Annotated in this window: 15 protein-coding genes; 5 read left to right on the top strand and 10 right to left on the bottom strand. The window is 36.6% G+C overall.

What is annotated here, in order from left to right; genetic code table 11:
• Positions 1 to 4: 4 nt before the first annotated feature.
• From accB to AAV97_RS12825, 3 genes are all read right to left on the bottom strand, one after another.
• Positions 5 to 424, bottom strand: coding sequence for an acetyl-CoA carboxylase biotin carboxyl carrier protein (gene accB / locus AAV97_RS12835; protein WP_004830503.1), 420 nt, complete (start codon positions 422 to 424; stop codon positions 5 to 7).
• A gap of 17 nt (positions 425 to 441) precedes the next feature.
• The gene (gene aroQ, locus AAV97_RS12830; protein ID WP_004830504.1) at positions 442 to 897 is read right to left on the bottom strand and encodes a type II 3-dehydroquinate dehydratase; all 456 of its coding nucleotides are present in this window, start codon (positions 895 to 897) and stop codon (positions 442 to 444) included.
• A gap of 235 nt (positions 898 to 1,132) precedes the next feature.
• A complete protein-coding gene (locus tag AAV97_RS12825; RefSeq protein WP_005031913.1) occupies positions 1,133 to 2,449 on the bottom strand; it encodes a Y-family DNA polymerase in 1,317 nt (438 codons plus the stop codon).
• Positions 2,450 to 2,799: 350 nt separating this feature from the next.
• Between AAV97_RS12825 and AAV97_RS12820 the strand changes: the two genes are divergently transcribed.
• Positions 2,800 to 2,979, top strand: a complete 180-nt coding sequence (locus AAV97_RS12820) for a hypothetical protein (protein WP_174761299.1) — start codon at positions 2,800 to 2,802, stop codon at positions 2,977 to 2,979.
• A 135-nt stretch (positions 2,980 to 3,114) separates the two neighbouring features.
• Here AAV97_RS12820 and AAV97_RS12815 read toward each other — a convergent pair whose 3' ends face one another.
• A complete protein-coding gene (locus AAV97_RS12815) occupies positions 3,115 to 4,317 on the bottom strand; it encodes a winged helix-turn-helix domain-containing protein (RefSeq protein WP_046760782.1) in 1,203 nt (400 codons plus the stop codon).
• Positions 4,318 to 4,400: 83 nt separating this feature from the next.
• Positions 4,401 to 4,940, bottom strand: a complete 540-nt coding sequence (locus tag AAV97_RS12810; protein WP_046760781.1) for a LexA family protein — start codon at positions 4,938 to 4,940, stop codon at positions 4,401 to 4,403.
• Between the two features lie 166 nt (positions 4,941 to 5,106).
• On the opposite strand from AAV97_RS12810, the gene AAV97_RS12805 reads away from it, so the two are divergent.
• From AAV97_RS12805 to hpaR, 3 genes are all read left to right on the top strand, one after another.
• Entirely contained in the window at positions 5,107 to 5,445 is a 339-nt protein-coding gene (locus AAV97_RS12805) for a hypothetical protein (protein ID WP_004830510.1), read from the top strand.
• Between the two features lie 16 nt (positions 5,446 to 5,461).
• Positions 5,462 to 5,842, top strand: coding sequence for a hypothetical protein (locus AAV97_RS12800; RefSeq protein ID WP_004830511.1), 381 nt, complete (start codon positions 5,462 to 5,464; stop codon positions 5,840 to 5,842).
• 526 nt (positions 5,843 to 6,368) lie between these two features.
• Complete coding sequence (gene hpaR, locus AAV97_RS12795) at positions 6,369 to 6,800, top strand: homoprotocatechuate degradation operon regulator HpaR (RefSeq protein ID WP_004830512.1); 432 nt, start codon at positions 6,369 to 6,371, stop codon at positions 6,798 to 6,800.
• Positions 6,801 to 6,990: 190 nt separating this feature from the next.
• On the opposite strand, the gene AAV97_RS21110 is transcribed toward hpaR, so the two are convergent.
• The 5 genes from AAV97_RS21110 to AAV97_RS12775 form a co-directional block, all read right to left on the bottom strand.
• The gene (locus AAV97_RS21110; RefSeq protein ID WP_155769255.1) at positions 6,991 to 7,161 is read right to left on the bottom strand and encodes a hypothetical protein; all 171 of its coding nucleotides are present in this window, start codon (positions 7,159 to 7,161) and stop codon (positions 6,991 to 6,993) included.
• Between the two features lie 83 nt (positions 7,162 to 7,244).
• Positions 7,245 to 8,003 (bottom strand): thiol:disulfide interchange protein DsbG, encoded by a 759-nt coding sequence (gene dsbG / locus AAV97_RS12790; RefSeq protein WP_005031905.1) that lies wholly within the window; start codon positions 8,001 to 8,003, stop codon positions 7,245 to 7,247.
• 57 nt (positions 8,004 to 8,060) lie between these two features.
• On the bottom strand, positions 8,061 to 8,897 hold the full coding sequence (locus AAV97_RS12785; protein WP_046760780.1) for a TlpA disulfide reductase family protein: 837 nt from the start codon (positions 8,895 to 8,897) through the stop codon (positions 8,061 to 8,063).
• Positions 8,894 to 10,912: a protein-disulfide reductase DsbD gene (dsbD, locus tag AAV97_RS12780; RefSeq protein ID WP_046760779.1), complete on the bottom strand. Its 2,019-nt coding sequence runs from the start codon at positions 10,910 to 10,912 to the stop codon at positions 8,894 to 8,896. The genes AAV97_RS12785 and dsbD overlap by 4 nt, the downstream gene beginning before the upstream one ends.
• Before the next feature lie 90 nt (positions 10,913 to 11,002).
• Positions 11,003 to 11,413, bottom strand: a complete 411-nt coding sequence (locus AAV97_RS12775; RefSeq protein WP_042088651.1) for a hypothetical protein — start codon at positions 11,411 to 11,413, stop codon at positions 11,003 to 11,005.
• A 532-nt stretch (positions 11,414 to 11,945) separates the two neighbouring features.
• Between AAV97_RS12775 and pepN the strand changes: the two genes are divergently transcribed.
• Complete coding sequence (pepN, locus tag AAV97_RS12770) at positions 11,946 to 14,555, top strand: aminopeptidase N (protein WP_046760778.1); 2,610 nt, start codon at positions 11,946 to 11,948, stop codon at positions 14,553 to 14,555.
• Positions 14,556 to 14,595: the final 40 nt, after the last annotated feature.

Raw genomic sequence — 14,595 nt, 5'->3', positions numbered from 1 at the left:
GGTATTACGCGCGGTAGCGGAATAAAGGTTGACCGAACTGGATTACATCACCATTTTTTACAAGAATTTCTTCAACTACACCACTTTGAGTTGCTTCAATTGGGTTCATAATTTTCATTGCTTCGATGATACCTAAAGTCTCACCCGCAGAAACAGTTTGACCAACATTGACAAATGGAGCTTCGCCAGGACTTGGTGCAGAATAGAACACGCCGACCATAGGTGAGGTTTCTACAGCACCACGAGAGGCAGCTTTAACTACTGGTGCTTCAGCAGCTGGGAGTGCAACAGGTGCTACACCAGCAGCAACCACAGGATTACGACGAGTTAAAGCAATCGATTGATCGCCTTCTTTCACTTCAATTGCTTGAAGATCAGATTCGATCATCAAATCGATGAGCTTTTTAATTTTGCGAATATCCATGGGTTCGTATTCCTAAATTATGATTGAGTTGAAGATTGAATTTTGTCGATAGCGTAATCAAGTGCAAAAGAATAGCCTTTAGCACCAAGACCACAAATTACGCCAACGGCTTTATCTGATAAATAAGAATGATGTCTAAATGCTTCACGTGCATGAACATTAGAAAGATGTACTTCAATAAAAGGGATGGCGACACCTAAAAGGGCATCACGTACAGCAACGGAAGTATGTGTAAGTGCGGCAGGATTAATAATAATAATTTTGACGCCGTCTTGTTGTGCTTGATGAATACGATCCACCACTGCACCTTCCCAATTGCTTTGAAAAGTATCTAAAGTAATATTGGCTTGCTGAGCTTGCGTTAGGAGTTGTTGGTTAATGTCATCCAATGTGAGGTGACCATAGACCTCTGGTTCGCGCTTTCCTAGCAAGTTTAAGTTTGGTCCGTGAATGACCAAAATGGTCGAACTCATTGAGACTGCTCCAATTCAAAAGTTGCAAAAATCTTTGCAAGATGTCTGCAAAGTTTGCATATTATGGCATGTTTTTCCACAAATACTTTATATTTTCTTTGAATCGTCGCGGAAATGCTGTGCCTTGTACGGCATATATAATGTAAATTTTGTCGTTAAATGGCAATGTTAAAATATGACATTTTCATGCATTGTTTTAAAGTGATTCCATTCTAAACTGAGTGACCAAAACTATTCATTTGATTTGTGTAACAGCCATATGACTATCATCAATACATAAGATATCACTCCAGCGTGTCGTATAACTTGGAGAGCGGTTTTGTTGACGCATTTTCCATGTTTCACTACTGGAATGGTAACCCACTTGAATACAATCAGGACCAAAGCGTTGCTTCATATTGGACAGCGTATCCATGAGTTGATCACGTTGCTGAATAAAGTCTACGGGATGCCATAAGTCATTGATGTGTTGGCTTTTGTGATGAAGGGCAGAAAGCATCACTGCGACTTTTACATACTTGATATTTTCTTTAAATAAAACATCTATTTGCTGCAATGCTGCCTTAGTTAAAGTCATCAAATCATCTGTTGCATATGGCAAGCCTGAAACACTGCTTTGGGCTTTTTTATAAGGTGCCTGAGGAATTTTTTCATACAAAGAGACATGCACAACTGCACAGAGTTGTTGCTGTCGAGTAAGGCGTTGATGTGCTCGATTAACATGAAAAATAATCGCCTGTTTGATGATTTCAACATTGGTTAATGCTGAAGCAAAACTTCGAGAAGAAAGAATCCGTTTAGAGGGCATTTCAGGATCGTCTAAAGCAATGCAGGATTGACCTTTTAGCTCACGAATAGTACGTGCAATGACCACTGAGAACTCTCGTGCTAGGTAGTGTTCATTGGCAAAAGTTAAGTCATAGCAATTATAAATATTATATGCTTGTAACCGTTTGCTGGTTTTACGTCCAATGCTCCACACCTCAGCTACATTGGTTTCGAGAAGCAAAGCTTCAAAGCTACATAAATCTAAGCCAGTCAAATCGCAAATATTCTCAAATCCATGCCGTTTTTTTGCAAAACTATTGGCAAGCTTGGCTTGCGTCTTACTATAACCAATCCCAATACAACACGGTAAACCTAACCATTTTTGAATAGTTTTCACCAATCTGCGGCAATATTCTTCTAAGTCAAATAAGTCTCGATAAGAGCTTAAATTAATAAAGCATTCATCTATTGAGTAGGGTTCTAGATCATCCTCTTTAAAAAAGGTCTTAAGTGTTTTAAAAAAACGTTCTGAGAAATCGCCATATAAAGCATAGTTGCTTGAATAGGCGATAACACCTGCTTTTTTCGCTGCTTTTTCAACTTCATGCCAAGGAACAGCCATATCTATATTTAATGCTTTGGCTTCATTACTGCGTGAAACAACACAGCCATCATTATTACTTAATACAACGACAGGTTTATTGTTTAAGCTTGGATTGAATATCCGCTCACAACTGACATAACAATTGTTGATGTCGATTAAAGCAAAAATTTGTTCACTCATGATGATTTTGAAAAAGTTACAAATTCAAGTGAAATATTAAAAGATGTTTAAAATAAATTCAAATTTAAATAGGTGTGGATAGCTTGAATTTCACAGCATAAAAATTTTGCTATTCAGTAGATCAAGAAAGCGCTTTGTAAGGATTGTTGTGCTTCATCGTGGTTTAAGTAATCCACGTAAAAAGCTTCAACCTCGAAGTTATTCTTTTACAACATGAATCTCATATAGGGCGTTACGATGTCGAAAAATGAAACATCTATACGCTTGTTTCTAATGATAAGCGCGTTAAATTAACAGTTGTCGTCGATTTGTACGGCATATCCCAACATGTAAAAAGGATGGATATGAAAATGGCTAATCAACACAACCAGCAACAAAATCAGCAGAATGACCCACAACGTCAACCTAACCAATCTAATCAACAGCAAAAGCAACAAAGTCAGCAGGACCAACAGAAGCAGCAAAATCAGCAATCAAATCAACAGGCTCAACATAATCAACAAAGTCAGAATAAAGCTCAGCAAAAGTAGCATTCAGACTTAATTTACGGAATAAATAAAAGTACAGCGCCTCAATTAAGGATTGAGGCGCTGTACTTGTGTTTGGTAGTAGATGAGTAGGTTTTCTAATTCGACTTAAATACAGATTTGAGCTGATCTTTCACCTTATGAATATTGTTGTAGAGCACGATTAAAAAGCTGACTAGGGTGGTTTATTAAGTTAGGGCATTGATTAAATTGCGCAAAATTAAGTAGTTCATCATTGAGTGCATTGAGAAAGTGATCATGATCTATATGTTTATTTTTAAAGCAATGATCTTCTAAATGCAGATTCAATACTTCAAATTCCTTTTTGGTTCGATGTGCTTTACAGTCGATACGCCCCACCATTTGATCAGCATATAAAATAGGTAAACAAAAATATCCAAATTGTCGCTTAGTTGGGGTTACATAACATTCTAAACGATAATCAAAGTGGAACAGTGTATTTAGACGTTCTCGGTGTATGACAAGATTGTCAAAAGGGGACAGAATTTTAACTTTTAATTCAATCTGATGTTTGCGTTCTAAAGCATCTGTTTTAATATAAATATTTGAACTTTCTTTATCGGTATCACCTAACTGAGATAAGGGGATGATCACGCCTGCATCCAGTTGTTCCTTGACTATTTTACGCATTGCTTCGCGAATTTGACTGCCGACTTTAAGATGCAGTAATTGTTTCCAGGTAAATATACCGTGCGCTCTCAGCGTAGTATTAAATAAATAGCGTGCATATTCTTCTAGCGTCGGCATGGTTAAGTTGAGCTGGCTAGGGAGACAACGCTCAGTCAGGTTATAGACCTTTTCCATCCCATTTCGTTCGCATATCATCAAATCGCCTTGCATAAACAATTGATCGATTGAACGACGTGCTGAACTGGAGTTCCACCATCCCCCTGAGTTTAGTCGATTGCCTTGCTCGATATGACGTAAACGAATGCTACCTTCAGCGCGAGTCTTTGCTAAAATTTCTTTCATCAAATGTTGATCACCCCGATTAAAGTAGCGATGTTCGCCATTTCGTACTGATGTCATATGAGGAAGCGCATAGCGATAATCTTGAATCGGTAAATAAGATGCTGCATGGAACCAATATTCAAAAATATGTTGTTGTTGTACCAGTTGATTTAGATGATTGGGCTGATAGTCTGGAACTCGACTCCATAAGATATGATGGTGAGCACGTTCGACGACTGAAATCGTGTCAATTTGCACATAACCTAGATGTTGAATTGTTTGAAGTGTTCCAGATAAGCCTAAACCAAATGCAGGTTGAGAAATTAAACCTTGATGCGAAAGTGCTAAACGTCTCAATAATTCAGTCATATCATTTAATTTCCATGCAAATCAATCCTAGATAAGGAAGGGGTAGCTTTAATTTAATTAGGCAGCAAAATCAATTTTGCAGTTTATTTGAGTTTTTTCAAAATACAGGTCACAACGCCCCAAATCATAATCTGCTCTTCACTATGCGGATGAATATCGGGGAAATCTGGATTTTCCGCTTTAAGCCAAATGTCATATGCGCCCGTGGATAATTTTTTATGCATAAATCGTTTAACGGTAAATTCATTATTGATTAATGCCAATACTACATCACCATGTTCAGCATCTAGACTACGATCAATCAGAATTTCATCACCAATTTCAATTCCCGCATTTTTCATCGATAAAGAATTAACTTTTAAAATAAACGTTGCAATAGGGTTATGAATCAAGTGTTCATTTAGATCAATTTTCTTTTCAGTATAGTCCTGTGCTGGAGAGGGAAAACCTGCAGCAACAGTTTCAAGCGGATAGGGGATTTCTATTTTAAGATGTGGGTGAAAAAAATATAAGTTTTGAGCGGATATTTCATCTTTGATGATCATGTCCTGTTGAGTAGTTCGAGATCTCGGATATGCTTTGAGGTCAACGAGTCCAGACTTTGTCTGTAAATATTGCTGCATTATGTTTGACCTCGAATGATCCAATTTGAATATGTTACAAAATCAAGTTTAGCAAATTATTTATTTTTTGCAATGCTGTCTATCGTTTGAACAGCATGTGAATTTAGTTGTGATTGTCAAACTGTCAGCTTACAATCTCACAAAATCAGGTTGTTTGAGAATAGATATGTTGCAAGATTTTGTAGAAGAACAAAAATTGGTCTGTGAAGAGTTTGATTCACGTTATATCAAAGTCAATGAAACAGATCTGGTTGCAATTGCCAAACACACTTTAAATAAAGAACCGATTGTGGGTTTACGTAAACAACCCGATGCTGAAAATGTTTCGTGGTTTATTTATGGGGGAGAGTTAGAAGAAGGTGAGGACTTCTTTGATGTCATTAGTGTAAAAGAATTAGAAGACGTTTTTCCAGATGCAATCCCTTATTTGGCTTTGGAGCAAGGCTTTCGTTTTATGATTGATGCAGATGATTATGAGGATGTTTGGAAAGCTGATGTCATATAAATGAAAAGGCGTGCTTATGAAGCATAAGTTTATTTTGCAGTTATTGGTGATGACGGGTATTGGATTAATGACATCAGTTTTTGCTAAAGACCAGACGCAAAAACTTACACAAGATGAATATAACCAGCGTATTCAAAATTATACTGCTCAAGTCAATGCAACCAAACAGATTCTAGATGATGAAATAATGGGAAACCAAGACGCGGATCAACAGAGAAAAGCTTTTTGTTCTCGTTTAGAAGCATATCAAGGGATTGCACAAATTTCTCAAGAAAATTTGCAATTGGATACGGCAAACATGATGTTAATGATTGCCAATGATTTCTTGGACCGACAAAAGCAGAGCATGCAAATTTCAGGAGTGGCACTGGAAAAATTTTGTTTGGTTGAAAAATAAACAAAAATATCCTTTAAATTTTATTTTGTCAGGAAATGACATTTAATTGGCTGAAAATGACAAGGAAATTTTTTAGAAATCATGAATAATAAGGGCATTAAAACATGATGATAGTTGATTTTCCCTGGTCTTTGATTCATCTTGTTTTAATCGTCAATTTCGCGATTGATGTATCCTAAACTCGCTTTATTGCGAGTTTTTTTATGGAAAAAATAAAACTAATATTCGAAGTAAATCGATCTGATAAAGATGAAAAGTAGTTTATTTATGGCTGTAAAGTATTCAATAAAATAAAGCAATATTGTGTAATTCCGCCGATTAAAAATGCCAGACTCAAGCGATGAATGAAAAAAAGTAAACCTTATTGTTAATTAAAATTAATTTTTTATTTTATTTCACATCTGATATAAATTTAGATGTAACAAAAAGAAAGTTAACTTAAATCATTACAGTAAACCAATTTGGATCTATTGAATGAAAACTCGATTTACCTATCCATTAGCATGAGTTTCATGAAAGGATTTCTATGAAAACAATTCGATTATCACCTTCGCTAACTTTAGCACTGGTACAGGCGCGTGAAGCCACCAAAACCTATTTTCGCCCTGCTTTAAATGAGATGGGCTTAACTGAGCAACAATGGCGGGTGATTTGTACGCTCTATCAATACGATGAGCTTGAGAACAACCACTTGGCAGAATTAACCTGTATTTTAAGACCAAGTTTAACAGGCATCGTCAATCGTATGGCTGAGCAGAATTTAATTATCAAAAGTAAGGATTTACATGACCAACGAGTGAGCTTAATCAAACTTACCCAAGCAGGTCGAAATTATTTTGAAAGCCAAGCTTTAAAAATGGAAGAGTCCTATAAAAATATTAAAGAACAATATGGTGCTGAAAAGATCCAACAATTAATGGAGTTGTTGCATGATTTATCAAAAATAAAATCCAATTGAAATCTATGAAATTATTTTAAAATCAGTTGTTTGGATTAAAGACCTTAAAGTATATTCGGTTGAAGGCATTCATTTGGATATAATATAAAAGTGTAATGTAGCATGCCATGTTGAATATATTACACAGTTTAAGTTCTTAATAAGCTTTAGATCATGCGCTGAAAATTTTAAGCAATGCCCAACAATGATATTAGCAGAACATCCATGTCATGCCAGCAAGATCAAAGTGAATGAGTGATAAGGAGTGTCCATAACCCAGAGCAAGAACAAGGTAATGCTTTGTTTGCTGCGTAAGTTGCAGTGGAAGACTCGCGTTTTTTGCTGCTTGGTCATTTCCTTGCAAAGCAGTGTTTCTCATCATTTAGAATGACTAAATGTCGTATTTCGAGGCTACTATCGCCTAAAAATATCTGGTCGCAAATATAGACAAATTGTTAACAGCCTCTATAAGGACTCATTGAATAATTTCTGAATATCTTTAGGTGCGCCTTGTTGGCTCTGGATTTCACCTGAGGCATCTTTCCAAACCATTGCTGGTGTGGCATAAAAACCGTACTTATCCATCAGTTTAGTATTGGCATCCAATTTTTCAGATAGTGCTTTTGGTAGATTTTTCATTTCAACCAATTTGTTTTTACCATTACTTAGATTGTACTGTTTAAAAATTTCAGCAGGATTTGCACTATTTAAAATCGTTGCTGCTTGCCCTTTACTACTTGGGCGAATCACACCAACCATAATATGACGTAATTGTACTTTTCCAGATGCAACAAATGGACGTGCTTGTTGCCAAAAGGTATGACAGTAGGGACAGTTAGGATCATTAAACACATAGACAATTTTTTTAGCGTTTGTATCACCATCTTGAATCCAAGTAGATTTTTCTAAGCTTTTCCAAATCTCATCGAGGACTGCACCTTTAACATGCGTATTAATCGCTTGTTCAGTTAAATTTTTTCCAGATGCATCAAAAAGATCGCCCACAATATAGTGTTTTTGATCTTTGGCTATAAATAAGGTAGATGGATATTCGTCTTTATAGCCTGTCCAACCTTCCATACCTTCAGGGGCATCAATCTTTTTAACGAAGTTATAACCTTCTTTTTCAAGTTTATTTTTGAGAAAATCAGCATCTGCGGCAAAAAGTGAGCCACTTAAGACCAAACTCAATGAGTAAATACCGAGTGTTTTTAAATCTATCATTAAGAAACTCCTTATGTTAAAAACTCATCATGACAAAATCAGTGATGTTGACATCATTTAATCCGAAACTAAGTTTTGAATTTTTTGATGTAAGGCAGCATGGGTAATTTCTCCCATATGTGTATCGATTAATTTGCCTTGTGCATCGAAAAATAAAGTGCTGGGTAAACCAAACATTCCCATTTTTTGAGCAGTTGAACCATTTGTATCCAATAAAACTTCATCTAGTTGCAGTGAGTGTTGTTGCAGATAGTTTTGCACAGTTACCGCATCTTCATTTTGATTAATAAAGATTAATTTCACATTGGGATATTTTTTCTGTGCTTTACTTAATACGGGCATTTCACGTCTACATGGTGGACACCAACTTGCCCATAGATTAATCACAGTCGGTTTTCCTAAATATTTTGTGAGTTTGATAGGTTGCTGTTGTAAATTCAGTAGTTGAACGTCAGGAAATTGTTGATATTGCAGTTGTATTTGTCGATAGGTGTAATGAGCTGAAACACTCAATAAACTAAATATTGTGAGTAGCAATAGGATAAAGCTTTTTTTCAGCAAGCGATTTTTCCATATGATCCAGAGAAAAGCTGCAATAACGCCTAAATAAAGATTAAATCCTTTGTCTTGAATTTTGATGATTTCAATAGGATGGTCTAAGTAAACCTCTAAATTCAATAATACAAAGCCTATACGTGCACATAACACACCAAGCCAAATCCCAGTCCAAATCGAATCTTTAAAAGTTGACCACTGTGAAGTTTCTAGCTCAAAGTAACGGTAAGTCAACTTTCCTACGATGACGCTGACTAAGATGGCGACCATCAAGATCGTCAGCGTCCAAGGTAGCATGAATGGACCGAGATGAATGGCTTGTAGGGTTATCATGGTCATTGTGCTTTCACGATTTCTTGCACTTGTGCTGTTTGTTTGAGCAATTGTTGTGCTGAGAAAGTTCCAGTGAAGCGCAATTCACGAATTTCTTCTGCATGATGATTCAAGAACAACATCGTTGGTGGACCTAATATTTCGCGTTGTTTTAAAATAATGTCCTGTGAGGCATTATATTCGGTTAAATCTAACTGAATCAGTGTGAAATTCTTTAATGCATCCTGTACGTCGACACGTGGGAAAACCTCTTTTTCAATGGGTTGGCATGCCACACACCAATCTGCATAAACATCTATAATAATCGGTTTATTTTGCTGTTTTGCTTGAACCAAAGCACTTTCAAGTTGTTCAGCGGTAGTGACTTTCTTCCAGACCAAATGTTCGGATTGACTATGTTGAATTTGATAAGCAGCATAACCTTGTTGAATGTTCCAAAGTCCCGCAAAAAGACTCAGTACGGCAATCACTGCAAGTATGGCTTTATTGACAACTTTTTCACTATCTCGCAAGGCAATAAATAAGTAGATTGCTAGCGCGATACACAATAGAGCGAAAATTGCAGCATAAACCGTAGAAGGTAGCATTGGACGAATAAAGTACAACGCAACCATGAGCATCACAAAGCCAAAGCTGACTTTGATTCGATCCATCCATTTTCCTGGTTTTGGTAATAATTTAGAACCGAATACACTGGCAATAAATAAAGGTACGCCGATACCTAGACCTAGAATAAATAGATAGAGACCACCTAAAGCAGCATTTTGGGTTTGTGAAACAAATAATAATGCACCAGCCAGCGGAGCACTCATGCAAGGACCTACAATCAGTGCGGATAAAGCCCCCATCATAACAGCACCTAAAATGGTGCCCGCTTTTTGATTGTTTTGTAGATTGCTGAGTTTATTGGTTATAAATTGCGGTAAATTGAGCTGATATAAACCAAATAAATTCAATGCCAATATGACAAATAACACAGCAAATAATGAAACAATCCAAGGGCTTTGGAACCAGCGTTGAAAACTATAACCGATCTCAGCAACTACAATTCCCATAATGGCGTAAATGACCGCCATACTCACCACAAAGGAGAGGGCAATTACTACCGCTTTATAGCCTTTAGCCCGTTGAATAATGATGCCTGAAAGAATCGGGATGAGGGGCAGTGAGCAAGGTAAAAAAGCAAGCAAAATTCCTAAACCAAAAAATACCAATAAATTCAGAAACAATGAATCTTTTGATAAAAGTTTAAAAAATGATTGATCATCATTCCACTGTAATGACGTTGTATGGTCATTTGTTGAAGAATTGGCATTTAGGGGGGAGGAATTGGATTTGTTTGTAATGACAGCGCTTGAACTCAGTATCTTGTTAGGATCTACACTAGCCTCAGTGGATTGATCTTGATTAATATTTTTTTGTACATTCGTTGTCGTTGCTATAGTTGAATTTTTTTCTGCATTATCTGCATTCGATGTTGGGATTTTTGCACGATCTGAATCATTTTTAATATTTTTATCTAGAGATGGAGCGGTTTCAGATTGGCTCAACAAGGAATTATTTGTACGGCTGCTCAGCATGTTTTTAGATGCAGTATTGTTTTGAGGCAATAAGCCATCTGCATCTGTAGCAATATTTTTTCTTTGTAGTGGATAACATAAACCATCAGCGGAGCAACCTTGGTACATTACTACATATTGAGTATTGGGTTTAACCTGAATAGTGGTGCTTACACTTTCATAGTGAACTTCAGTTTTACCAAAGGTTGGATCATCTTTGATATGTCCTTTTGGTAAGCTAAATGGTACTGCTTTATTATTTACAGTGACCTTGAATTGATCATGATAGAGATAATAATGAGGTGCAATCGTCCAATTCAATTGGGCTTTGTTTTCTGAAAGTGATTCTGCTGAAAATTGAAAAGCTTGATCTGGAGCTAAAAATTCAGGATTTGCATGGGTAAACGTACTAAGTCCTAACCAAGTAAAACAGCACACACTGAACAATGTTCGCAACTTCATAATGACATATCTTTGTTTCGTTTAAAGCCATTATCCATAATATCAGATTAAGAAAGCATTATTCTGCGTGTTTCTTTGTAAAAATATCGTTTAAAAGCAATCAATACCTTGTCGATTTAAGCTTTGCTGTGAGTTTGGATCTAGATGATCAATTCTCTCAAATCTTGTTGGGCGACGATCATTTTTAGCGGTATAGTTGATTGTATAGAACATCGCACCTTGATAAATCACTTCATAAGTTCCTGACAATTGATTATTGATGACTTCTTTATAAAAATAGTGAAATTCGCTTGGTCTGCCTGTTGCTGTATCTATTGCATCATAATGAGAAAACTTCAAATTAATCTTTTTTAAATATGGATAATATTGAATCGTTTTGATCTCAGGAAACTCCTCAGCAGAAACCAGCAAAATATTTTTCTGATGCTCTGTTTTAAAGCAAAAGTATGATGCTGTCGCTTGTGCAGATGCAGATATATTCAAGAGATATAAAGTGATCATAAATAGCCTAAGCATTTTAATATTTTTCCTATATGTTGATATTGCTTATTGTTCATTAATTTTCCAGCGATTGCTCTTGTCTAAACAGGGTTCTTGCCTAAACTGGGTTATAGCTTCTGATAACAAGTGTATATGTCCATTATCCAATTTTTATATCTACTATCGAATCGTGATTTTAACTCAAAAACTAAAAACCATGATTGGGTTCAATCGAATTCACTGTATTGGTACACCAATCGATGTGCTCAGATAAGAGACTTCTTTGCTTGGTCTAAAATAAGTATTTAGTTTTCCCCATATAGAAATCATTTTTAAATGCGCCTAGCGAACAATGCTATCCAAGAATGCTATTTTTGTATAAATAAAGGGCATCTCGCACGTTTTTTGCATTCATTTGCTTTGAAACGATTGAAATTAATTTCAACTACACCCATATATAAATGAATAAACAATACAGACAAATTGTGAAATTTGAAGCATGATCAAATTCACAACACTACGTCTAAACTCAACAATAGGATTAGGACATCATATGAATATTGCGGCAAACCCCATCGTTGAAGCAGATCAAACCATATACTTAAAAGATTATCAGAAACCATCCTATGTTGTAGATTCTATTCATCTGGATATTCAAGTTTATGATGACCATACTGATGTAAGTTCAAAATTAGTAATGAAACGCCAAGCAGTCGGCGATTTAGTCTTGCTGGGGCGTGATTTAGAATTAAAATCAATTAAAATTAATGGTAAGCCACTTACAGAAAGTGAGTATAAGTTGGATTCAGAACAGCTCGTTATCAGCAATGCGCCAGAACAGGCAATTGTTGAAACGGTTGTCATTATTCATCCTGAAACCAATACACAGCTAGAAGGACTGTATCTCGCTGGTACTGATTTATTTGTGACCCAAAATGAGCCAGAGGGATTCCGAAAAATTACCTTCTATCCAGACCGTCCAGATGTATTGTCTGTTTTTACCACACGTGTAGAGGCTGACAAAAAATATCCAGTACTTTTGGCAAATGGTAATTTGATTGAAGCAGGTGAAACTGGTGAAGATCGTCATTATACAATTTGGCAAGATCCTACTAAAAAACCCGCTTACTTATTTGCTTGTGTGATCGGTGATCTCGCAGTATTAAAAGATCGTTATACGACTTCAGAAGGTCGGGATGTTGCTTTAGAAATCTATGCAGAAGAGAAGGACATTCCAAAATGCCATATTGCAATGGAAGCACTCAAGCATTCTATGCGTTGGGATGAGGAACATTATGGGCGAGCTTATGATTTAGACAATTATATGATTGTTGCCACCAGTCAATTCAATATGGGGGCAATGGAGAATAAAGGTCTGAATATTTTCAATACTTCATGTGTGCTTGCGGATGAAGAATATACGACAGATGCAGCGATTATGCGTGTGCAATCTGTGATTGCGCATGAATATTTCCATAACTGGACAGGTAACCGTATTACTTGTCGTGATTGGTTCCAATTGTGTCTCAAAGAAGGTTTAACGGTTTTCCGTGATCAGTCTTTCTCTGAAGATCTTCAATCTGCCGCGGTACAACGAATTGATGATGTTGCTGTTCTAAAAGCGCATCAATTTCCAGAAGATGCGGGTCCATTGTCTCATCCACCACGACCAGATCATTTTGTAGAGATCAACAATTTTTACACAGCAACAGTGTATGAGAAAGGTGCTGAAATCAATCGTATGATGTCCACTTTATTGGGTAAAGAAAAATTCCGCAAAGGTACAGATGAGTACTTCCGCCGTCATGACGGGCAAGCGGTGACAGTTGAAGATTGGGTTGCTGCATTGACAGCAGGTTCAGGGGTAGATTTATCAGCATTCCTCATTTGGTATAATCAACCAGGAACACCAAAACTTGAAGCCAAAGGTGAGTATGATGCCGTTGCTCAAACTTACCGTTTAAGTTTTAAACAAAGTTTAAAACCCCACGCTAAATATCCAAATTTAAAAGCGGTGCCTATTCCTGTTGCTTTGGCATTATTTAATGCGCAGACAGGAGCGCAATATACCCTGAAATCAGATGCTCTATTTGAAAATGATGTGAAAGATGGTGTGTATTTGTTTGATCAAGCAGAAGCGAGCATTGAGTTTACAGGAATAACTGAAAAGCCAATTGCTTCTTTGTTGCGTAATTTCTCTGCACCAGTAAATCTCGAATTTAATTATTCAGATGCAGAGCTGGCATTCTTACTGCAATACGAAACCAATGGTTTTAATCAATGGCAAGCGACACAAACTTTACTTGAACGTATTTTGCTCAATGGTCACGATGCCCAAATTTATGTAGATGCAATACAACAAACTTTGCCGAATGTAATTGAAAAAGATCCGTTACTGGCATCTCGTTTGTTTGATGTACCTACAGAAGGTTACTTAGGAAGTCGCATTGATCAAGATTATAATCCATTGATTGTCAATGAAGCGCGTGAAGCACTTTTAAATCAATTGGCGAAAGTATTGGGTCGTTTTGCCAAAGACACTTATTTGTCACTTGATCCCGATTCACAACATGAATTTTCACAAGCGATGGGTGTCCGTGCTTTGAAAAATATTATGTTGAGTTTAATGGCACGACAAGGCGATCGTGAGGTTTTTGATTTGGCTTTTGCTCAATATGAAAACTCAATGAATATGTCGGAACGTTTGGGTGCATTGAAGGTTTTAGTTTGGAATGATGCTCCTCAAGCCAAAGCAGCTTTACAAGACTTTTATACACGTTTTAAAGATGAGGATTTGTCATTGGATCAATGGTTTATGATTCAAGCTGCGCATCCAAAAGCAACTGCTGAAACAATCAAATATTTAACTTCACATGTAGACTATGATTTGGGTACACCAAACCGTATACGTTCAGTGAGCGGTGGTTTAAATGCTAATCCTGTAAATACATGGAGTTTTGGTGTTCAACATTTTGTTGAATTGGCGAAATACTTAGATGAGAAAAACCCAATCGTCGGTTCTCGTTTATTACAAGTATTGACACGCTGGTATACTTTGGCTGAACCACAACGCAGTGAAGTGAAAGCATCACTAGAGGCGTTAAAATCTCAAGTGAAATCAAAAAATGTCAGTGAGACACTAAACAGTATGTTGAGTGTTTAATTTACCATTAAAAATATTGCTATCCCTTTGATCTCAGGGG

Source organism: Acinetobacter sp. Ag2 (genome assembly GCF_001005515.1).
Lineage (GTDB): Bacteria > Pseudomonadota > Gammaproteobacteria > Pseudomonadales > Moraxellaceae > Acinetobacter > Acinetobacter bereziniae.
The sequence above is the reverse complement of the archived record's forward strand: the minus strand, read 5'-3'. Positions and strand labels throughout refer to the sequence as shown.